This window comes from Xanthomonas sp. WHRI 10207 (assembly GCF_040202975.1).
In the GTDB taxonomy this organism is placed as follows: Bacteria; Pseudomonadota; Gammaproteobacteria; order Xanthomonadales; family Xanthomonadaceae; genus Xanthomonas.
In genome coordinates this window covers 1-21,202 of the sequence record NZ_JBEGDX010000009.1, presented here as the reverse complement: position 1 = coordinate 21,202, position 21,202 = coordinate 1, and the positions used below count along the sequence as shown (strand labels likewise).

Sequence of the window (21,202 nt, the reverse complement as noted above, 5' to 3'; positions counted from 1 at the left end):
TCCGCTCCTACGACGGTTGCCGGTGAGCGCCTTGCGATCCGGACCGGCCACTGCGCTCCCGGATGCGATTGTGTAACTGCCCTGGCCCCGATACGCTGCGTGCCATGCTATTTCGACGCGCCCGCTTATTGCACCCTCTGTTGCGCCTGATGGCGCTGGCAGTGTTGGTGTTGGGCGTGCTGGTCGCGCCGGTGGCCTGTGCACTGGGCGATGTGCATGCGCTGGCGCATGACCAGGCGCATCTGGACGACAGCGCGCCGCACGGTCACGACGGCGCCGATGAAGACGATGCCGGCGAGCGCGATGGTGCCGGCCTGCTGCATGCCTTGATGCACAGCGGTTATTGCCATGGGCATAGCCCGGCGATGCTGCCTGCCATCTCCTGGGGTCCACTGCCGATGCGCGCACACGCGCAGCCGGCCGCGCTGACCTCCGACTACCGTTCGCATCTGATCGATACCTTGCTGCGGCCCCCGATCGCGGCCTGATGCCTTGCCGGCGGCTGCCGGCCTGTCCATCGATCCCGATTCGCGGAGATACCCTCATGTGGTTGCGACTGGCGGCACTTGCCGCCCTCGCGGTAGTGCCGTGCGCCATGGCGCAGGACGTACCGCCCCAAACTGTGCTGACCCTGGACGACGCCATCGCGCGCGTCGCCGCCCAGCACCCCGATCTACGGCTGGCCGACGGCCAGCAGGCCGTGCTCACCGCCGAGGCGCAGCGCGATGCGTTGCGCCCGCCGCTGCGCATCGGCGCGGAGATCGAAAACGTATTCGGCAGCGGACCGACCCGCGCGCTGGACCAGGCCGAACTCACCGTCACCCTGGCCAGCGTGCTGGAGCGCGGCGGCAAGCTGGATGCGCGCCGCACCCTGGCGCAGGCGCGCATCGATGCGCTGGCTCCGCAACGTGCCATCGCGCGGTTGGACGTGCTGGCCGACGTGGCGCGGCGCTATCTGGCCATCACCGCCGCCCGCCAGCGCCACACCATCGCGCTGGAAACCCTGGCGCAGCGCCAACGCACCGTATCCGCCGCCCGCCAGCGGTTGCAGGCCGGCGCATCGCCCGAATCGGTCCTGCTCACCGCACAGGCCCTGCAGGCGCGTGCGGAACTGGACCGCGACCGCGCGCAGCTGGAAGTGGCCACGGCACGTCGGCAACTGGCGCTGCTATGGGGCGCGCGCAGCATCGAGGCCGACCAGATCAGCGGCGATGCCTTGCAACTGCCGGCTATTCCCGAGTTCGAGGTGCTGGCGCAGTTACTCGACAGCACGCCGGAGCTGGCACGCCTGAACAACGAGCAGCGCCTGCGCGATGCGCGGCTGCAGCTGGCCCGCAGCCAGGCCAGCCCGGACCTGGACTGGCAAGTGGGCGTGCGCCGGCTCGAAGGCAACAACGCCACCGCGCTGGTCGGCAGTGTGTCGCTCGCACTGGGCAGCGCCGGTCGCGCGCAGCCGGACATCCGCGCCGCGCAGGCCGAGCTGTCGCTGCTGGATATCGAACGCCAATCGCAGGCCTTGCAGCTGTACGCCACCTTGGCCGATGCGCATGGGCGTTACCGCGCCGGCCAGCTGGAAGTGGCGCGCATGCGCGAGGAGGTGCTGCCCGCGCTGGCACGCGCCGATACCGCTGCAGAGCGCGCTTACCGCGCCGGTGCCACCAGTTATCTGGATTGGGCGCAGCTGCAGGCGCAGCGCAGCGATGCACGGCAGCAGCAACTCGCTGCCGCAGTGGAAGCGCAGAGCGCATTGATCGAAATCCAGCGGCTGACCGGGCAACCGTTTGTGGTCACGGCGGAGACGACTCCATGACGACGACCATCCAGATGTACGCGCGGTTGCACACACCGTTGCACGCCATCTCGCCCACACCGCTAGCCGCAACCTGCACCGCAGACGCCGCAGACGCCACTCACGTGGGCACTGTTAAGTACACGGAGCCGCCGCGCACGCCGCGCCGCGCCTCACTCGCTGCATCACTCGGCGCACTTCACGCGGGCAGTGCTACGTGCACGCAGCCGCAGCGCACGCCGTGCCGCATCTCACTCGCTGCACCGCTCGGCGCAGTGCGCCGGCATTCCAAAGGATCTCGTTCGATGACGCCATACATTTTTACGCCGCTACTGCTGGCGCTGTTGCTCGGCGGTTGCGGCCGCGCCGATGAAGACGCCCACGGCCATGCAGGCAGCGAGGCTGGCCATGCCCAAGAGGGCGGCGGTGGCGAGCACGCCGACGAGGCCAAAGGCAAACACGGCGGCCGGCTGCTGAGCCAGGACGGCGACAGCGTAGAGCTTGCGATTGCCGAAGATGGCCGCCCGCCGACGTTCCAGGCCTGGCTGTATCGCGATGGCAAACCAGTGCCGGCCAGCGCCGGCAGCGTGGAGGTCAAGACCACGCGGCTGGGGGGCAAGGTCGACACCTATCCGCTGCGTGCGCAGGCCGACGGAAGCCTGCTGGCCGCCAGCGAAGTAGGCGAGCCGCATTCGTTCGATGTGGAAGTGCGCGCCAGCGTGCAGGGCAAGACCCATCGCTGGACCTATTCCAGCTATGAAGGCCGCACCACGATCGCCGCCAAGATTGCGCAGGACGCCGGTATCCGCATGGCGCCGGTGGGTGCCGGCAGCATCGCCGATCAGCACGAAGTGCAAGGCCTGCTGACGCCGGCAGAAGGTGCGCAGGCGCAGGCGACCGCGCGCTTTCCCGGGCCGGTACGCAGCTTGCGCGTCAACGTCGGCGATCAGGTGCGTGCGGGCCAGGTGCTGGCCACGGTGGAGAGCAATCTCAGCCTGACTACCTACTCGGTCACCGCGCCGATCGGCGGCACAGTGCTGGCGCGTAACGCCAGCTTGGGCAGCAACGCGGGCGAGGGCCAATCGCTGTTCGAGATCGCGGATCTGTCGAGCCTGTGGGTGGATCTGCACATCTTCGGTGCCGACGCCGGGCATATCGCCGCCGGCGCGCCGGTGACGGTGACGCGCATCAGCGATGGCGTGATGGCACAGACCACCCTGGAGCGCGTGTTGCCGGGCACGGCCACGGCCAGCCAGAGCACGGTGGCGCGCGCGGTGTTGCGCAATACCGACGGGTCATGGCGACCAGGCTCGGCAGTGAAGGCGCGGGTGACGGTGGCGCAGCAGCCGGCAGCGATGGTGGTGCCGGTGGGGGCGTTGCAGCAGTTTCGCGACTGGAATGTGGTGTTCGTGCGCGTGGGCGATGTGTACGAGGCGCGGCCGGTGACGTTAGGGGCGCGCGATGCGCAGCAGGTGGAGCTGGTCGCGGGCGTGTCGCCGGGCGACACGGTGGTGGTGGAGCAGAGTTATCTGGTGAAGGCCGACATCGAGAAGTCGGGGGCATCGCATGATCATTGATCGCGTTGCGGTGGGCGGCATTGTGTCGTCGAGGGAGGGCGTTTGTTGGGTGCAGGGGGATGCGCCACGTCCAAGGCGTTCGCGCCCTTCCAGGCTAAAGCAAAGGCCTTTGCGCCCTATCGGGCTAGGGCAAAGGCTTTCACGCCCTGTCGGGCGCGAGTTACTTTTCTTTGCTTGTGCAAGAAGCGCTTTACGGCAGCCGCAGGCTGACCAAAGTAACCAAAAGAAAGCACACCCCGTCCTCGCGCCCTCCGCCCCTACGGCGCTGCGGGTCCGCAAGTCCGGCAGAAATTTTTGTAAGGCACATCCATGTCCCTTACAAAAACGTCGCGCATCCATGCGCGCCGCCCTGCGGGTTGTATCTGCCGGCCTTGCCGCTGCGGTATGGGGCCCCAAACGCAAACAGCAACAGCACCAGCAACAGCACCAGCACCAGCACCAGCAACAGCAACAGCAACAGCAACAGCAACAGCAACAGCAACAGCCTTGGTGCTGGTGTGCGGATGGGCGTTTGTTTGGCGTGCTGCGTCGCACCGCGATAGGGAGGCCGCGTTGTCGGTCGGTGGCACCACGAGGGTGGCGCGCGGCGCAGTGCGGTGCCAGGAATGCACGGAGGGGCCTGTCATGCTGACCAATATCATCCGTTTTGCGATCGCGCAGCGCTGGTTGATGCTGGCGTTGACCGGGGTATTGATTGCGATCGGGGCGTGGAGTTTTTCGCGGTTGCCGATCGATGCCACGCCGGACATCACCAATGTGCAGGTGCAGGTCAATACCGCAGCACCGGGGTATTCGCCGCTGGAATCGGAGCAGCGGGTGACGTTTCCGTTGGAGACGGTGCTGGCCGGATTGCCGGGGCTGGAGTCGACGCGCTCGCTGTCGCGCTATGGCTTGTCGCAGGTGACCGCCGTGTTTGCCGATGGCACCGATCTGTACTTTGCGCGGCAGCAGGTGGCCGAGCGTTTGCAGCAGGTCAAATCGCAGTTACCGGCCGAGCTTGAGCCGCAACTGGGGCCGATCGCCACCGGCCTGGGCGAGATCTTCATGTACACCGTGGAGGCCAAGCCCAATGCACGCAAACCCGATGGCACCGCGTGGACGGCGACCGATCTGCGCACCCTGCAGGATTGGGTGGTGCGGCCGCAGTTGCGCAATGTGCCCGGCGTCACCGAGGTCAACACCATCGGCGGCTACGCGCGGCAGATCCATATCACCCCGGATCCGGCGCGTCTGGTCGCGTTGGGCTTTACGCTGGATGACGTGGCGCAGGCGGTAGAGGCAAATAATCGCAATATCGGTGCCGGCTATATCGAACGTAACGGGCAGCAGTTTCTGGTGCGCGTACCGGGGCAGGTGGATGACATCGCGCAGATCGGCGCAATCGTGCTGGATCGCCGCGAAGGCGTGCCGATCCGGGTGCGCGATGTGGCGCAGGTCGGCGAAGGTCGCGAGTTACGCACCGGGGCCGCCACGCAGGACGGCACCGAAGTGGTGCTCGGCACGGTGTTCATGCTGGTCGGTGCCAATAGCCGCACCGTGTCGCAAGCCGCTGCCGAGCGCCTGAAAGTGGCCAACGCCAGTTTGCCGGCCGGCGTGCAGGCGGTGCCGGTGTACGACCGCACCGCGTTGGTCGACCGCACCATCGTCACCGTCGCCAAGAACTTGATCGAAGGCGCCTTGCTGGTGGTCGTGGTGTTGTTCCTGCTGATGGGCAATGTGCGCGCGGCGTTGATCACCGCGGCGGTGATTCCGTTGGCGATGTTGTTCACGCTCACCGGCATGGTGCGCGGTGGCGTGTCCGGCAATCTGATGAGCCTGGGCGCGCTGGATTTCGGCTTGATCGTCGATGGTGCGGTGATCATCGTGGAGAACTGCCTGCGTCGCTTCGGCGAAGCGCAATTGCGACTTGGGCGTGTGCTCGATCGCGACGAACGCTTTGCACTCACTGCCGAGGCCACCGCCGAGGTGATCCGTCCCAGTCTGTTCGGCCTGGGCATCATCACCGCGGTGTATCTGCCTGTGTTCGCGCTCACCGGCATCGAAGGCAAGATGTTCCACCCGATGGCCATCACCGTGGTGCTGGCGCTGAGCGGTGCGATGCTGTTGTCGCTGACCTTTGTGCCGGCGGCGATCGCCTTGCTGCTCGGCGGCAAGGTGGCCGAGCATGAAAACCGCGCAATGCGCTGGGCGCGCGGTGTGTATGCGCCCTTGCTGGATCGCGCGCTGCGGCACGGGCGCTGGGTCGGCATTGCAGCGCTGGTCACGGTGGCGCTGTGTGCGGTGCTATCCACACGGTTGGGCAGCGAATTCATCCCCAATCTGGATGAAGGCGATGTCGCCCTGCATGCCTTGCGCATTCCCGGCACCAGTCTGGAACAAGCCATCACCATGCAATCCACCCTGGAAAAACGTATCAAGCAATTTCCGGAAGTGGCGCATGTGTTCGGCAAGCTCGGCACCGCCGAAGTGGCCACCGACCCGATGCCGCCATCGGTGGCCGACACGTTCTTGATCATGCATCCGCGTGCGCAATGGCCGGACCCGCGTAAGCCCAAGGCGCAGTTGGTGGCCGAGATCGAAGCGGCGGTGAAGCAACTGCCGGGCAACAACTACGAGTTCACCCAGCCGATCCAGATGCGCATGAACGAGCTGATTTCCGGCGTGCGTGCGGATGTGGCGATCAAGGTCTACGGCGACGATCTGGCCACGCTGGTGAAAGTGGGGCAGCGCGTGCAGGAGATCGCCAGCAGCGTGCCCGGCGCAGCCGACGTCAGCCTGGAACAGGCCACCGGCCTGCCGATGCTGGCGGTGGTGCCCGACCGCGCTGCACTGGCCGGCTACGGGCTCAATCCCGGTGTGGTGCAAGACACCGTGGCCGCTGCGGTGGGCGGGCAGGAGGCCGGGCAATTGTTCGAAGGCGACCGCCGTTTCGACATCGTGGTACGGCTGCCGGAGGGCTTGCGTCAGGACCCGGCCGCCTTGGCGGATCTGCCGATCCCGCTGCGCGGCGATGGCGAGCGTGGCGATGCCGACGAATCCAGCCGCGCGGCCGGCTGGCGCAGCGGCGAGCCGACCACCGTGCCGCTGCGTGAGGTCGCCAAGATCGAGACCGTGCTTGGCCCGAACCAGATCAATCGCGAAGACGGCAAGCGCCGCATCGTCATCACCGCCAACGTGCGCGACCGCGATCTGGGCGGTTTCGTGGCGGAGGTGCAGCAGCGTGTGCAGGCGGAGGTCGCCTTGCCCACCGGTTACTGGATCGGCTACGGCGGCACCTTCGAGCAACTGATCTCTGCCGGCCAGCGCCTGGCCTGGGTGGTGCCAGGCACCTTGTTGCTGATCTTCGCGCTGTTGTACTGGTCGTTCGGTTCGTTGCGCGATGCGGTGGTGGTGTTCAGCGGCGTGCCGTTGGCGCTGACCGGTGGCGTGGTGGCATTGGCCATGCGCGGGTTGGCGTTGTCGATCTCGGCCGGTGTCGGCTTCATCGCGTTGTCGGGCGTGGCGGTGCTCAACGGCTTGGTAATGATCGCCTTCATCCGTGGCTTGCGCGCCGACGGCATGCCGTTGGAGCAGGCCCTGCGCGAAGGCGCATTGTCGCGCCTGCGGCCGGTGTTGATGACCGCATTGGTCGCCGCGCTGGGCTTCGTGCCGATGGCCTTCAACGTCGGCGCCGGTGCGGAGGTGCAGCGTCCGCTGGCGACAGTGGTGATCGGCGGCATCGTCTCGTCCACCTTGCTCACCTTGCTGGTGTTGCCGGTGCTGTATCGGTGGCTGCATCGGGAGCGATCGGGGCGATCCAGAGCTGTTGTCGCGGCAACGCCACGCGGAGACGGCGCATGAGCAAGTCCTGTTGCGGGTGTGGCAAGACACTGGATGTGGCAGCGATGCAGGCCCGTCAGCGGCGCGTGCTTTGGTGGGTGTTGGCGATCAATGTCGGCGCCTTTGCGCTGATGCTGGCAGGTGCGCTGCACAGTGGCGCCGCCTCGCTGCTGTCCGGCAGCCTGGATAATCTGGGCGATGCGCTGACGTACGCACTGAGCCTGGCGGTGGTGGGCGCGAGCCTGGCGGCCAAGGCGCGGGTGGCCTTGCTCAAGGCCGGGTTGATCCTGCTGGCAGCGCTGGCGGTGGCGGCGGAGATCGGCTGGAAACTGGCTCACCCGCAGCTGCCGTTATTCCAGAGCATGGGCGTGGTGGCGGCGCTGAACTTTGCCGCCAATCTGGCATGCCTGCGCCTGCTGTGGCCGTACCGCAACGGCGACATCAATCTGGCGTCGGCCTGGGCCTGCTCGCGCAACGATGTCTACGAGGGCATTGCGGTGCTGGCTGCCAGTGCGGCGGTGTGGGCGTTCGGCAGCGGTTGGCCCGACCTGATGATCGCGGTGGCGTTGCTGCTGCTGTTCCTGCGCTCGGCCTGGCAGGTGGCGCATGCAGCCCTGGCGGAGTTGCGCCAGGTCACTGCGATGGTGCAGGCCGGGGGCGGCTGATCGACGCCTGCGCACGCGCCGGGCAACGGCGTTGCCCACGTCAACGGGCTCGCCGTAAGTGCTTGCGATACAAGGAATTGCCGTGCATAATGCGCGGCTCGCTGTGCCCGGATCGCTCCGGATGGCGGCACCCAGCGCGATGGGGTTGCCGGCTCGTTCCCAGCGTAAGTTCTTGATTCCCAACGTTGCGTGGCAGCTTGATGCTGTCGGGGCCGCCGCTCCCCAGGCTATGGGTGGCAATTCATTTATCGAGGTGCGTAATGTCCCGCGTATGCCAAGTGTCCGGCAAGCGTGTGCAGACGGGTAACAACGTCTCCCACGCAAACAACAGAACCCGTCGTCGCTTCCTGCCTAACCTGCACGAGCGCCGTTTCTGGGTCGCCAGCGAAAACCGCTGGGTGAAGCTCCGTGTCTCCGCGCATGCATTGCGCACCATCGACAAGAACGGGATTGATGCCGTTCTGAAAGAGCTGCGTGCGCGCGGCGAAAAGGTCTGAGGAGTAAGCAGTCATGGCAAAAGGCAAGCGTGACAAGATTCGTATGATTTCCTCGGCCGCTACCGGCCACTTCTACACCACGGATAAGAACAAGAAAAACACTCCGGGGAAGATGGAAATGATGAAATACGACCCCGTCGTGCGTAAGCACGTGATGTACAAGGAAGGCAAGATCAAGTAATCCACCGATTACACGATCTGCATCCAAGCAAACACCCGCCGAAAGGCGGGTGTTTGCGTTTGGGGAATCGATCGCGACATTCTCGACTGCCGTAACGCGTTTGATCGGCATACGTTGATGCATGTTATTGTGTTGCGCTGAGCAAACGTTGGGATGCAGCTTGGTTTGCTGCACTCCCTTCCCTGTGTGGCAGAGAGTGAAGGGCGAAGCAGTTGGCGTTTCATTGCTGAAGGCGCGTGGCGACGCGTTTGATATCGCAGGCAGTGACCACTCTCCGAGGCGCCCCCTCATCCGCCCCGTCGGGGCACCTTCTCCCGGAGGGAGAAGGAAGAGCTATAGCCCACGCGCGCGCAATTGCGCGTCCAGGCGTGGATACACGCGCCGTGCATTGCCTTCGAAGACCTTGCGCTTGTCTGCATCGGAGATTGCCAGTGCATCGATATAGCGTTTGGTGTCGTCGAAATAGTGCCCTGTCTGCGGGTCGATGCCACGCACCGCGCCGACCATTTCCGAGCCGAACAGGATGTTGTCGATGTCGATTACCTCGAACAGCAGGTCGATCCCGGGTTGGTGATACACGCAGGTGTCGAAGAACACGTTGCGCATCACGTGCGTGGATAACGGCGGTTTGCCCAACATGTCGGCCAGGCCGCGGAAGCGACCCCAGTGATACGGAACGGCGCCACCGCCGTGCGGGATGATGAAGCGCAGCTGCGGAAAATCGGCGAACAGGTCGCCTTCCAGAAACTGCATGAAGGCAGTGGTGTCGGCGTTGAGGTAATGCGCGCCGGTGGCGTGGAAATTGGCGTTGCAACTGCCCGACACGTGCACCATCGCTGGGACATCCAGCTCGACCATTTTTTCGAAGAACGGGTACCAGGCGCGATCGGTCAACGGCAGGCCGGTCCAGTGGCCACCGGATGGATCGGGATTGAGATTGCAGCCGACAAACCCGAGCTCGGTGACACAACGTTCCAGCTCCTTGATCGAGTGCGCGATCGACACGCCCGGCGACTGCGGCAGCTGGCACACGCCGATAAAGGTGTGCGGATATAGCTGCACCACGCGGCCGATGAGGTCATTGCAATGCCGCGTCCAGACCTGGCTCACGGCTTCATCGCCGATGTGGTGCGCCATGGTGCTGGCACGTGGCGAGAAGATCGTCATGTCCGCACCGCGCTCGCGCAGCAGGCGCAATTGATGCTGCTCGATGCTGTCGCGCAGCTGGTCATCGGAAATGTGCGGATACACCGGTGCCGGCACGCTTGCGTCGGTGTAATGCGCAATCTGCGCCTTGCGAAACGCATCGTGTGCAGCAGGTGCGGTGGTGTAATGGCCGTGGCAGTCGATGATCATGGCGATGCTCGTTGAAGTGCGGGTCGGATCCGTCGGACGCGTTCGGGTGAAGGCGTGCAGCGTGTGACAGCGGCCACTGCTGCGTCTGCGTCTGCCCAGCCGCCAGTCGCACGCAGTCGCTGAGTGGGTGTGCCATCGCGATCGCCATCCATCACGGCATCTCCGGAATGCGTTTTTCGCGGTGCGCGGCGAACCGACGGCACTGCATCAGTACGTGCATGCCACTGCAGGTGCATCGTTTCCTGCTTCAAGCTGCCCCCCAGGCCGTCCGACGCGCCCACCACGTAGGAGCGCACCCGGGCGCGACCGGCATTCGATCCGCGGCAGGTGCTGCTTCCCGTCTGCCACGCATCTGCCTGGCCGGCAAGGCGTTGCCGAGATGCAATGGGACGTTGCGCCGATGTGCGATTCGCAGCGGCGCAAGCACACGCTCTCGCATGACGACGCAGACGATACCGTGCAGCGCATCGATGATCGGACGAGTGCAGTGCGCACGCCGCAATCTCCCAGCTCGAACCAGCCTGACGCTGGCAACACAGCGCGAGACTGGCAGTGCTTACCCAAACAACACCCCATCGAATAATTTGCGTGCCGTCCTGACCACCGCGGCGTGCACCACCGCGCCATGTGCATCGCGTTCGATGACGCAGCCGGTCATGCCGCTGGGGTGCTCCACGTCCACCTGCTGGATGCTGCCGCCGGGCAGCTGCGCCAGCGCGTGCGCGGGCGACTCCGGCAGCAGGCAGGCGGTGGCGACGGTGACAGCGCCGAGCACACCGATCGACGCATGGCAGCGGTGCGGGATAAACGAACGCACGCTGATTGCGCCACCGTTGCGCGGTGCGGCCACCAGCATCATCTTCGGCACTGTCGCTGCACTGACATCGCCCAACTGCATCAAGGGGCCGGCCTGCAGGCGAATGGATTCCAGCCGTGCTTTGAGTGCGTCATCCGCATCCAGCGTGGCACGGTCTTCATAGCCGCTAATCCCGACATCGGCGGCGCGCAGCACCACGCACGGCATGCCGTTGTCGATCAGCGTCACCGCCACGCCATCGAGCAGGTCCACGGCGCGCCCGGTGGGCAACAGCGCGCCGCAGGAGGAACCTGCGATCTCAGCAAATGCCAGCGTAATGGGTGCGGCAGTGCCCGGCACGCCGTCGATGCGCGCGTCGCCCGCATACGTGACCCGGCCGCCGGGCGTGTGCACGCTGGCCGTTGCCAGGGTGCCGGTGTTGCACATGAAGATGCGCACGTCGGTCTGCCCATCGTGCGTGGGTAGCAGGCCGCGCTCCAGCGCGAAGGGCGCCACGCCGGCCAGCATGTTGCCGCAATTCTGCGCATCGCTGACCTGCGCCTGTTCGACCGCCACCTGCAAAAACAAATAGTCCACATCGGCATCGGCGCGTGTGGAGCGCGACACCACCGCGACCTTGGAGGTGAGCGGGTCGGCGCCGCCCATGCCATCGATCTGGCGCAGGTCCGGCGAGCCATAGGCGCGCAGCAGCAAGGCATCGCGTACGGCAGTGTCGGCGGGCAAGTCGTCGGCCAGAAAAAAGCCGCCCTTGGAGGTGCCGCCGCGCATCCACATCGCGCGCACCTGCTCAGACATAGCGCAGCCCCTTGGCCGCCAAACGCTCGCGCATGGCGTAGATATCCAGGCCCAGTTCGCCGCGCGCCAGACGTTCGCGCTTGATCAGTTCGCGCGCTTCGCGGGCCTGCGCTTCGGCCAGCACGTCGGCCGCGGTGGCGCGCGGCACCACGCACACGCCATCGTCGTCGGCCACCACCACATCGCCGGGCTGGATCAGTTGCCCGGCGCAGACCAGCGATACGTTGACCGAGCCCAGCGTCTCCTTGATGGTGCCCTGCGCGCAGATGGCGCGGCTCCAGGCGGGAAACTGCATGGCGGTGAGGTCGCGCACGTCGCGCACGCCGGCATCGATGATCAGCCCGCGGCAACCGCGCGCCTGCGCCGAGGTGGCCAGCAAATCGCCGAAGTAGCCGTCGCAGCAGTCGCTGGTGGGCGCCACCACCAGCACGTCGCCGGGCTGCAACTGTTCGATGGCCACATGCATCATCCAGTTGTCGCCGGGCGGTAACGACACCGTGACCGCGGTGCCAGCGATGCGGCAGCCGGCGTAGATCGGGCGCAGCCGGTGATGCAACAGACCGCTGCGGCCTTGCGCCTCGTGCACGGTGGCCACGCCGGCCTGTGCCAGCCCGTCAACGAGGGCGATCGGGGTGCGCGCAACCTGGGTGACGACCTGACTCATCTATCCATCCTCGTTAGTACTGCGCCGAGTCTGAGCGGCGAGAGTCAATCAGCTCAAGATTCATTTGAGGTATGCGTATTGATTTTGCTTATAGTTAGAGCATGCCGCCGATGCCCGAGCCGAACCTGCGTCATCTGTATGCCCTGGTCGTGGTGCACCGGCTGGGCAGCATCAGCGCGGCCGCGCCGCAGGTGAATCTGTCGCAGCCGGCCTTGACCCAGGCGGTGGCGCGCCTGGAACAACAACTGGGCGTGCGGTTGTTCGAGCGTCAGCCTGGCGGCATGGCCGCCACCGAGGCCACCCAGCTGGTGGTACCTCGGATCGAGCGCGCCTTGGCGCATCTGGGCCGGGGCATCCTGGTGGCGCGGCGTGCGCTGCGGCTGCCGGCGCGCCCCGGTCTGGAGCGACGGGTGTCGTTGGGCCAGCTGCAGGCGCTGGTGGCGGTGGATGTGGCAGGCAGCTATTCGCTGGCTGGGGTACAGCTGGGTGTGTCGCAGCCGGCGGTCTACCGCGCGGTGCAGGCGCTGGCCGATGTGATCGAGGTGCCGCTGACCATGCGCCGCGGCAAGGCAATGCAGCCCACGCCGGTGGCGGAGCGGTTGCTGCGGCAGGTGCGGCTGGCGCTGGCGGAGATACGTGCCGCGCTCGATGAAGTGGCCGCCCTGCGCTCGCAGCACGCCGGGCGGGTGGTGGTGGGAGTGATGCCGCTGGCGCGGGCGATCCTGTTGCCGCAGGCGTTGGCGCGGTTTGCGCGTGCGCACCCGGCCGCCAGCATCAGCGTGGTCGAAGGCCCGTATGCGGAGTTGCTGGCGCATCTGCGCGAGGGCGGGCTGGATTTGCTGATCGGTGCGTTACGCGACCCGCTGCCGGTGCGCGACGTACTGCAGGAGCCGCTGTTCGACGACGAGCCGGTGATCGTGGCGCGTAGCGGGCACCCGTTGGCTGGAACGGCGTACGCGTTTGCGCAGCTGCTCGACTACCCATGGGTGATGGCCGCGGCGGGCACGCCGGTGCGCGAGCGCTGGGAACGTATGTTCCGCGATCGGCAGCTGGAGCCGCCGCCGCTGCGTATCGAATGCGGCGCCGAGCTGACCGTGCGCGGCCTGTTGCTGGAAGACGATTGGCTGACCCTGATGTCGCGCGACCAGTTCCTGTTCGAGCGCCGCGCCGGCCTGCTGCGCGAGATCGGCAGCGCCGGGCCGCGTTTGCGTCGGCAGATCGGCATGACCACGCGCAGCGACTGGCACCCCACGCGCGCGCAGACCGCCTTCGTGCAGACACTGCGGCAGGTGTGCGCCGAGCGCGTGCATCCGGCAGCAGCAGATGCCGGCCCGTTTCGCCATTGCATCCAACCGGTGGGGACCGCGTCGTTGCGTTTACACGCGGCCGGGTCAGAATCGGCTTCCTCATGAGAACGGAGCGCTGATGCTGCCCGACTGGTTGCAAGGGACCTGGCTGTTGGCGCTGGACTGGGTGATCCGCCTGGCCGCGCTGCTATGGATTCCTACCCGCACCACGCCTGGCGCGGCGCGCAGCTGGTTGCTGCTGATCGGCTTTGTGCCGGTGGTCGGCCTGCCGCTGTATCTGTTGCTCGGCCACCCGTGGTTGTCGCGGCTGCGCGTGGAGCGGCAGGCCACCGCCTCGCAGGTGATCCGCGAACAGCAGCTGCCGTTGCATGCGCTGCGCTGGACGCCGCCGCCCGATACCAGCAGCGCCGAGGTGGTGCCACTGATCGAACGGCAGGGCGACTTCATGCCCACCTTAGGCAATGCGGTGGAATTGCTCGATGACTACGCGCAGTCGCTGCAGGCGTTGATCGTCTCGATCGATGCGGCCGAAAAGCGCGTGCATCTGCTGTATTACCTGATGTTCGACGATGCGGTGGGCGATGCGGTGGTGGCAGCGCTGCAGCGGGCAAGCGCGCGCGGCGTGCGCTGCCGCGTGCTGCTCGATGCGGTGGGCGCCAAGCGCGGCCTGCGGCGCTATCGCAAGCGGCTGCAGGCCGACGGCATCGAGGTGCTGGCGGTGCTACCCGGTGGGTTGCGCTGGCGCCGCAGCGGGCGCATGGATCTGCGCAATCACCGCAAGATTGCGGTGATCGATAACCAGGTGGGCTTTGTCGGCTCGCAGAATCTGGCCGACGCCGGCTTCATCGACGGCGTGCCCAATCGCGAGCTGGTGGCGCGGGTGCGCGGGCCGGTGGTCAATCATCTGGAAGCGGTGTTCGCCAGCGACTGGTTCACCGAAACCGGGCAACGCCTGGATGTCTGGCCGGATGCGCCGGTCTGCGAGGCCAATATCGCCACCCAGTTGCTGCCCAGCGGGCCGGCGTACCCCTTCGAGAACGCGCGCGATGCGATCAATGCAGTGATCCATCTGGCGCGACGAAAAGTGGTACTGGTGACACCGTACTTCGTGCCGGACGAGGCCTTGCTGAGCGCCTTGCGCATCGCCGCGGTCTCGGGCGTGGATGTGCAGCTGATCCTGTCCGAGCGCAACAACCAGCGTCTGGCAGCGTGGGCACAGGAAGCGTATTTCGACGAGCTGCTGCGCTGTGGGGTGAAGATTGCGCTGTACCGCCCGCACTTCCTGCATGCCAAGCACCTGAGCATGGATGAAAACATCGCACTGGTGGGCTCGATCAATCTGGATATCCGCTCGTTCGCCCTCAACGCCGAGATCGGCATGGTGTGCTACGACACCGGCGTGGTGCAGCGGTTGCGCGCGATCGAACAGGACTATCTGGCCAACGCACGTCAGCTGGATCTGCAACAGTGGCGGCGACGCCCGGCCTGGCGACGCAGTCGCGAGGGCATCGCGCGGCTGGCGGATGCGTTGATGTAGTGGCCTGCGCTCAGTCCGGGCGCATCACCTGGAACACGTTTCCCTCCGGGTCGCGGCCGTCGTACATCTGGTAAGCGAAGCCCGCATAGCGTTTGAGTTCATCCACACGCACGCCTGCGCTGCGCAGTTGCTCGCGATGGGCGGCCAGATCGGAGGTGATGGCGAACACCAACTTGGTGGTCGAGCCTGCCGCCGGTGCCGCATCGGATGCGGGCGATGACGGCTGCTGTCGGTACCTGTCACCCATCAGGTGCAGCGCCAGTTCGATCTGGCCCGCCGCCAGGACGACCCACTGATCGGCGATCTCCTCGATGACGGGAAGCGCGAAGTGGGTCTGGTAGAACGCCTTGGCCGCAGCGACGTCGCGGACATAGATGATGAGCCTGACCAATGCGATGGACATCCTGTGGGCCTCCCGCGGCGTTTACCGAGCGTGCGCGGCTGATCGTACGTGCTTCTGATGCCGGGGCGCATGGCAGACGTTCCCACCCTTGCGGTGGCGGCGACGCACCTTCGCAGAGGGTGATGCGGTGACCGAGGGGTCTGGTCAGCCATCGCCTACAATGCCGCAATGAACACATTGCGTGATCCCGACGTTGCAGCGATCGCCATCGTCGGAGGCGGCGCTTCCGGTGTGCTGGTGGCCTTGCAGCTGCTGCATCAGGCGACCATGCCGCTGCAGATCGTGTTGATCGAGCCGCACCCGGTGCTGGGCGAGGGCGTGGCCTATTCCACCGCGCGGCCCGAGCATCTACTGAACGTGCCTGCCGCGCGCATGAGCGCGCTGGCCGATACGCCGCAGGATTTTGTCGACTATCTGCGCATGCACGCATGCTGCCCGGAGCTGGACGACGCGCAGCTGCCGCAACAGTATGTTGGGCGCAGGCATTACGCCCCGTACCTGCGCGAGCGCTTGCAGGCCGCGCGTGCAAACAGTCCTGCGACCTTGAGCGTGCACACCGCACGCGTGCAGACCCTGCAGCCCAACGCAGACGGCGCGCTGTTGCAGCTGGATGACGGACACACCGTGCAGGCCGCCGCCGTGGTGTTGGCGGTCGGTAATGCGCTGCGTCCGTTGCCGTTGCGTGGTGCCACCGGCCTGTCGGCGGCGCAACGGGTGGAAGCCTGGGATACCGAGGCGGTGGCCGCGCTACCGCAGGACGCCGCCGTGTGCATCGTCGGCTCGGGGCTGAGCATGGCCGACACCGTAGTGACGCTGGCCGCGCAAGCCCATCGCGGCGCGGTGCATGTGGTGTCGCGGCATGGTCTGCTGCCCTTGCCGCATGCGCATGGCGCTGCCGCCGACTTCGATCCGCAACCATTGCTTGCCTTGTCGTTGCGCGCACGGATGCGTGCGTTACGCCAGCACACCCGCGCGGCGCTGGCACAGGGGCTGCCGTGGCAGAGCGTGATGGAACGCATCCGGCCATTGAGTCAGGCCTTGTGGCAGACCTTGTCGGTGGCCGATCAACGCCGTTTCCTGCGGCATGTGGTGCGCTACTGGGATGTGCATCGGCATCGCATTGCCGCGCCGGTGCATGCGCAGTTGCAGGCGATGCAGACGCGTGCGCAACTGCAGTTGCATCGTGCACGGCTGGATGTGGCCTTCGAGGTAGGTGCCTGCGTGCGTGTGAGTGCCGGCGCCGCCAGTGCCGGGCATGCGTTGCAGCTGGATGTGCAGACGCTGGTCAATGCCACGGGCGTTGAAATGCGCGTACAGGCGATGCGTAACCCGTTGCTGCAGCAGTTGCTGGGGCAGGGCATTGCGACGGCCGGCCCGCATGGGATCGGCGTGGACACCGCTGCCGACGGCAGCCTGCTCGATGCCGACGGGCGCGCCAACCCGCGGCTACGGGTGATCGGCAGCCTGCGGATCGGTTCGTTGTGGGAGAGCCTGGCAGTGCCGGAGTTGCGCGAACAGGCAGCGGCGATTGCGCGGGATGTGTTGGTGCAGCTGGAGCGCCGATAGGCGTGTCGGGAACAGAAAGGGAGCTTGGCTGCCTTCTCCGGCCGCGACATTGGCCTCTTCGAGGGGCGAAGGCGACCGGATGAGGGTGCGAGCGAAGCCTCGGGTGACCCGCACAATGCGTCGTGGCTGCGCCTCGTGCCCTCACCCCAACACCGGCTCCGTGCCCCGGCCCGCGCCGCAAGCGCGGGCCGTGCCTTCTCGCCCCGCAGGCGGGAGAGGGGCCCTGCCATGGCGAGCACTGCCTGATCTCTAGCAGGCGGGAAAACAATCAACATCCTGCCTTCTCAGGCAGGCGTCAGAGCAACCAACATCCTGCCTTCTCAGGCAGGCCGCAGAGCAATCAACGTCCTAAGCTCCTCTGGCAGGCGGCAGAGAAGCCAGCATCCTGCCTTCTCCCGCCTGCGGGGGAAGGTGCCCGAAGGGCGGATGGGGGCAGCAATCCCAAACCGCTTCATCGCAATCTCAGCCGCAGCGACGTCACAACCGGTAAAATGCGCCGGTGGATGTCTCTCATTTGCTCGATCATTTAAACCCCGCCCAGCGCGAGGCCGTTTCCGCACCGCCGGGGCATTACCTCGTGCTTGCCGGCGCCGGCTCCGGCAAGACGCGCGTGCTGATTCATCGCATTGCCTGGCTCAACGAAGTCCAGGGCGTGCCCAACCACGGCATCTTTGCGGTGACCTTCACCAACAAGGCCGCCGGCGAGATGCGTCACCGCACCGACCTGCAGCTGCGGAACGGCAGCCGCGGGATGTGGATCGGCACCTTCCACGGGCTGGCGCATCGGCTGTTGCGCCTGCATTGGCATGACGCGCGGCTGCCCGAAGGCTTCCAGGTCATGGACAGCGACGACCAGCTGCGGCTGGTCAAGCGCGTGGTGCAGTCGCTGGAGCTGGACGAGAGCAAGTATCCGCCCAAGCAGATGAGCTGGTGGATCAACGAGCAGAAGGACGAAGGCCGTCGTCCGCAGCATATCCAGCCCGAGCCCAACGACGATTGGACCGAGGTGCGCCGGCAGGTGTATGCGGCCTATCAGGAACGTTGCGATCGCTCCGGGCTGCTGGATTTCGCCGAGCTGCTGCTGCGCGCGCACGAACTGCTGCGCGACACCCCGGCATTGCTGGCGCATTACCGCGCGCGCTTTCGCGAAATTCTGGTGGACGAGTTCCAGGACACCAACGCCATCCAGTACGCCTTCGTGCGCGTGCTGGCCGGCGAGACCGGGCATGTGTTCGTGGTCGGCGACGACGACCAGGCCATCTATGGCTGGCGCGGTGCCAAGGTCGAGAACGTGCAGCGGTTCCTCAAGGATTTCCCCGGCGCGCAGACGGTGCGGCTGGAGCAGAACTACCGTTCCAGCGCCAATATCCTGGGCGCGGCCAATGCGGTGATCGCGCATAACCCGGACCGCATCGGCAAGCAGCTGTGGACCGATTCCGGCGATGGCGACCCGATCGATTTATACGCGGCCTATAACGAAGTGGACGAGGCGCGCTATGCGGTGGAGCGCGCGCGCCAGTGGGTGCGCGATGGCGGCAGCTACGGCGAAGTGGCGGTGCTGTATCGCAGTAATGCGCAATCGCGCGCGCTGGAAGAAGCGCTGATTTCCGAGCAATTGCCGTATCGCGTGTATGGCGGCATGCGCTTTTTCGAGCGCGCCGAAATCAAGGATGCGTTGGCTTACCTGCGCCTGCTTACCAACCGCAGCGACGATGCTGCGTTTGAACGCGCGGTCAATACGCCCACGCGCGGCATCGGCGACCGCACGCTGGACGAAGTGCGCCGGCTGGCACGCGCCAATGCGTTGTCGTTGTGGGAAGCGGCAATGCTGGCCACGCAGGAAAACAGCCTGGCCGCGCGTGCGCGCAATGCCTTGGCGACCTTCCTGAGCCTGGTCGGCCAGTTGCACGCCGAAACCGGCGAGATGGAACTGGCCGAACGCATCGACCACGTGCTGATGCGCTCGGGCCTGCGCGAGCATTGGGCCAAGGAAAGCCGCAGCGGGCTGGATTCGGAATCGCGTACCGAGAACCTGGACGAACTGGTGTCGGTGGCCTCGCGCTTCACCCGGCCGGACGACGAAGACAGCCAGGGCATGACCGAGCTGGTTGCGTTTCTGGCGTACGCCTCGCTGGAAGCCGGCGAAGGCCAGGCGCAGGCAGGCGAAGAAGGCGTGCAGTTGATGACGCTGCATTCGGCCAAGGGTCTGGAGTTTCCGATCGTGTTTCTGGTCGGCCTGGAAGATGGCTTGTTCCCGAGTGCGAGGTCGCTGGAAGAAAGCGGCCGGCTGGAAGAAGAACGGCGTCTGGCGTATGTGGGCATCACTCGCGCACGGCAGAAGCTGGTGCTGTGCTACGCCGAGTCGCGCCGCATCCATGGTCAGGACAACTACAACGTCCCGTCGCGATTTTTGCGCGAGATCCCGCGCGAGTTGTTGAACGAAGTGCGCCCCAAAGTGCAGGTCTCGCGCACCGCCTCGTTGGGCGCAGCGCGTGGCGGCCCGGTGCACGGAATTGTGGAGACCGCGCCGATCAAACTCGGCGCCAACGTCGAGCACCCCACCTTCGGCGGCGGCGTGGTTGTCGATTACGAAGGCAACGGTGCGCATGCGCGCGTGCAGGTGCAGTTCGACGAGGTCGGCGCCAAATGGCTGGTGATGGCGTACGCGAATCTGACGGTGATGTAGCTAGGCGATGGCGCGCTTTCTCCTCTTCCTGCAGGCAGGTGTGGCGCGCAGTTCTGGATGAGGGTGGGTCGCGGTGACGGAGCGTCATCTTCGTGTCCAGGCCGTTCCAGAACCGTATCGCGCCGTTGTGCGCTGCCCGATGCATTGGCCACAGCATTCGTGACACGCTGCGGTCGAACCGACTGCATGAAGACACACGGCCCGATGCGCACCGAAAAACAGAAAATGCTCGCAGGCGAGCTGTACAACGCTGCCGATGAAGCACTGCAGGCCGATCAGGCGGCCGCTGCCGAGTGGATGGTGCGTTACAACGCAGCTGCCCTGCAGACGGCTGAGCAGCGGCACGCGCTCTTGCGCGAGCGGTTGGCGGACGTGGGCGCGGGCGCGGTGATCCGTGCGCCGTTTCATTGCGACTACGGGTACAACATCCGTCTGGGTGCGGGCGTGTTCCTCAACTTCAATTGCGTGATTTTGGATATCTGCGAAGTCAGCATTGGCGATGGCACGCAGATCGGCCCTGGCGTCCAGCTTTACGCTGCCGATCATCCGCGCGATGCGGCCGGCCGTGCCAGCGGTCTGGAATTTGGACGCCCGATCCGCATCGGGCGCAACGTGTGGATTGGCGGCGGGGCGATCATCCTGCCGGGCGTGAGCATTGGCGACGATGCGTTGATCGGCGCAGGCGCGGTGGTCACCCGCGATGTCCCCGCAGGTGCGACGGCAGTGGGCAATCCGGCGCGCGTGCGCGAGATGCGGCCTGATCCGGATGCCGTAGCGACGGATTGAGCGCAGTGAAAGACGTGTTGCGTGCGATGTGAGCGATCTTGCATGCGTTGGACGTAGGAGCAAAAACACCACGAGTCGCCACACTAGCAATTGCAGCATTGATCCACATCAAGGCAGCCACCACCAGCGCCTGTCACCGTGAGTCTGGCACTACCCTTTGGCAGCACTGCCACCCTTGCAGGAGGTCACCATGTACAAACGTATTCTCATCGCCATCGATGCATCCGAGCTGTCGCATCGCGGCTTGTTTCAGGGACTGGAATTGGCCAAGGCGACCGGTGCCAAGGTCGACATCGTCACCGTGTCCGAGCCGTGGGCGATGGGCATGTACGACGCGATGGGCTGGAGCGTGGGATACGAGGCGAGCCCGGAATATCGTAATGAGCGCGAAGCCGCTGCCGAAAAGATTCTGCGTCCTGCACTGGAGCTGGCGATAGCTGCAAACATCAAGGCGACCTCGCGGCATGTGCTGGACCGCTTCGCTGCCGAGGGCATCGTGCAGATCGCAGAAGAATGCAGAAGCGATCTCATCATCATGACCTCGCACGGGCGACGTGGCGTGCGCCGCATGCTGCTCGGCAGCCAGACCGTGGAAGTGCTCACGCACAGCACGATCCCGGTGCTGGTGATTCGTTGAGGCCGATGCCGATATCAAGTTGTTGATGAGCAGGCATGCAGACGGCTCATCGGGTTGTGACACGTAGGAGCGCACCTGGGCGCGACTGGCGTTCCCTGTAATGCCAGTCGCGCCCAGGTG

General features: G+C 65.9%; 18 protein-coding genes. 13 read left to right on the top strand and 5 right to left on the bottom strand.

The window, feature by feature from the left end; all coding sequences use genetic code 11:
* Positions 1 to 104: 104 nt before the first annotated feature.
* From ABQU90_RS21680 to ABQU90_RS21670, 3 genes are all read left to right on the top strand, one after another.
* Positions 105 to 488, top strand: coding sequence for a DUF2946 family protein (locus ABQU90_RS21680; RefSeq protein WP_311240555.1), 384 nt, complete (start codon positions 105 to 107; stop codon positions 486 to 488).
* A 56-nt stretch (positions 489 to 544) separates the two neighbouring features.
* A complete protein-coding gene (locus ABQU90_RS21675) occupies positions 545 to 1,810 on the top strand; it encodes a TolC family protein (RefSeq protein WP_323523098.1) in 1,266 nt (421 codons plus the stop codon).
* Between the two features lie 284 nt (positions 1,811 to 2,094).
* Positions 2,095 to 3,366, top strand: a complete 1,272-nt coding sequence (locus ABQU90_RS21670; RefSeq protein WP_323523099.1) for an efflux RND transporter periplasmic adaptor subunit — start codon at positions 2,095 to 2,097, stop codon at positions 3,364 to 3,366.
* A 316-nt stretch (positions 3,367 to 3,682) separates the two neighbouring features.
* On the opposite strand, the gene ABQU90_RS21665 is transcribed toward ABQU90_RS21670, so the two are convergent.
* Positions 3,683 to 3,847, bottom strand: coding sequence for a hypothetical protein (locus tag ABQU90_RS21665; RefSeq protein ID WP_323523172.1), 165 nt, complete (start codon positions 3,845 to 3,847; stop codon positions 3,683 to 3,685).
* A 143-nt stretch (positions 3,848 to 3,990) separates the two neighbouring features.
* On the opposite strand from ABQU90_RS21665, the gene ABQU90_RS21660 reads away from it, so the two are divergent.
* The 4 genes from ABQU90_RS21660 to rpmG all read left to right on the top strand — a co-directional run bounded on the left by ABQU90_RS21660 (position 3,991) and on the right by rpmG (position 8,528).
* Complete coding sequence (locus ABQU90_RS21660) at positions 3,991 to 7,206, top strand: efflux RND transporter permease subunit (RefSeq protein ID WP_323523100.1); 3,216 nt, start codon at positions 3,991 to 3,993, stop codon at positions 7,204 to 7,206.
* The gene (locus ABQU90_RS21655; protein WP_323523101.1) at positions 7,203 to 7,850 is read left to right on the top strand and encodes a cation diffusion facilitator family transporter; all 648 of its coding nucleotides are present in this window, start codon (positions 7,203 to 7,205) and stop codon (positions 7,848 to 7,850) included. The genes ABQU90_RS21660 and ABQU90_RS21655 overlap by 4 nt, the downstream gene beginning before the upstream one ends.
* 260 nt (positions 7,851 to 8,110) lie before the next feature.
* On the top strand, positions 8,111 to 8,347 hold the full coding sequence (gene rpmB, locus ABQU90_RS21650; RefSeq protein ID WP_002809459.1) for a 50S ribosomal protein L28: 237 nt from the start codon (positions 8,111 to 8,113) through the stop codon (positions 8,345 to 8,347).
* 13 nt (positions 8,348 to 8,360) lie between these two features.
* Positions 8,361 to 8,528: a 50S ribosomal protein L33 gene (gene rpmG / locus ABQU90_RS21645; RefSeq protein ID WP_002809462.1), complete on the top strand. Its 168-nt coding sequence runs from the start codon at positions 8,361 to 8,363 to the stop codon at positions 8,526 to 8,528.
* 333 nt (positions 8,529 to 8,861) lie between these two features.
* Here the strand turns inward: rpmG and ABQU90_RS21640 are convergent, their stop codons facing one another.
* The 3 genes from ABQU90_RS21640 to ABQU90_RS21630 form a co-directional block, all read right to left on the bottom strand.
* Complete coding sequence (locus tag ABQU90_RS21640) at positions 8,862 to 9,884, bottom strand: amidohydrolase family protein (RefSeq protein ID WP_323523102.1); 1,023 nt, start codon at positions 9,882 to 9,884, stop codon at positions 8,862 to 8,864.
* Positions 9,885 to 10,440: 556 nt separating this feature from the next.
* Positions 10,441 to 11,496 (bottom strand): 4-oxalomesaconate tautomerase, encoded by a 1,056-nt coding sequence (locus tag ABQU90_RS21635; RefSeq protein WP_323523103.1) that lies wholly within the window; start codon positions 11,494 to 11,496, stop codon positions 10,441 to 10,443.
* Entirely contained in the window at positions 11,489 to 12,160 is a 672-nt protein-coding gene (locus tag ABQU90_RS21630) for a 4-carboxy-4-hydroxy-2-oxoadipate aldolase/oxaloacetate decarboxylase (RefSeq protein ID WP_323523104.1), read from the bottom strand. Before ABQU90_RS21630 ends, ABQU90_RS21635 begins: the two co-directional genes overlap by 8 nt.
* Positions 12,161 to 12,261: 101 nt before the next feature.
* On the opposite strand from ABQU90_RS21630, the gene ABQU90_RS21625 reads away from it, so the two are divergent.
* On the top strand, positions 12,262 to 13,572 hold the full coding sequence (locus ABQU90_RS21625; RefSeq protein WP_323523105.1) for a LysR family transcriptional regulator: 1,311 nt from the start codon (positions 12,262 to 12,264) through the stop codon (positions 13,570 to 13,572).
* A gap of 13 nt (positions 13,573 to 13,585) precedes the next feature.
* Complete coding sequence (gene cls, locus ABQU90_RS21620) at positions 13,586 to 15,004, top strand: cardiolipin synthase (protein ID WP_323523106.1); 1,419 nt, start codon at positions 13,586 to 13,588, stop codon at positions 15,002 to 15,004.
* Between the two features lie 10 nt (positions 15,005 to 15,014).
* On the opposite strand, the gene ABQU90_RS21615 is transcribed toward cls, so the two are convergent.
* Positions 15,015 to 15,407 (bottom strand): VOC family protein, encoded by a 393-nt coding sequence (locus ABQU90_RS21615; RefSeq protein WP_323523107.1) that lies wholly within the window; start codon positions 15,405 to 15,407, stop codon positions 15,015 to 15,017.
* Positions 15,408 to 15,575: 168 nt separating this feature from the next.
* Between ABQU90_RS21615 and ABQU90_RS21610 the strand changes: the two genes are divergently transcribed.
* The 4 genes from ABQU90_RS21610 to ABQU90_RS21595 all read left to right on the top strand — a co-directional run bounded on the left by ABQU90_RS21610 (position 15,576) and on the right by ABQU90_RS21595 (position 21,082).
* Positions 15,576 to 16,973, top strand: coding sequence for an FAD/NAD(P)-binding protein (locus ABQU90_RS21610; protein ID WP_323523108.1), 1,398 nt, complete (start codon positions 15,576 to 15,578; stop codon positions 16,971 to 16,973).
* A 499-nt stretch (positions 16,974 to 17,472) separates the two neighbouring features.
* Positions 17,473 to 19,659: a DNA helicase II gene (uvrD, locus tag ABQU90_RS21605; protein WP_323523109.1), complete on the top strand. Its 2,187-nt coding sequence runs from the start codon at positions 17,473 to 17,475 to the stop codon at positions 19,657 to 19,659.
* 204 nt (positions 19,660 to 19,863) lie between these two features.
* Complete coding sequence (locus ABQU90_RS21600; RefSeq protein ID WP_323523168.1) at positions 19,864 to 20,445, top strand: sugar O-acetyltransferase; 582 nt, start codon at positions 19,864 to 19,866, stop codon at positions 20,443 to 20,445.
* A gap of 190 nt (positions 20,446 to 20,635) precedes the next feature.
* Positions 20,636 to 21,082 (top strand): universal stress protein, encoded by a 447-nt coding sequence (locus tag ABQU90_RS21595; protein ID WP_055850174.1) that lies wholly within the window; start codon positions 20,636 to 20,638, stop codon positions 21,080 to 21,082.
* The last annotated feature ends 120 nt before the right edge of the window (positions 21,083 to 21,202 follow it).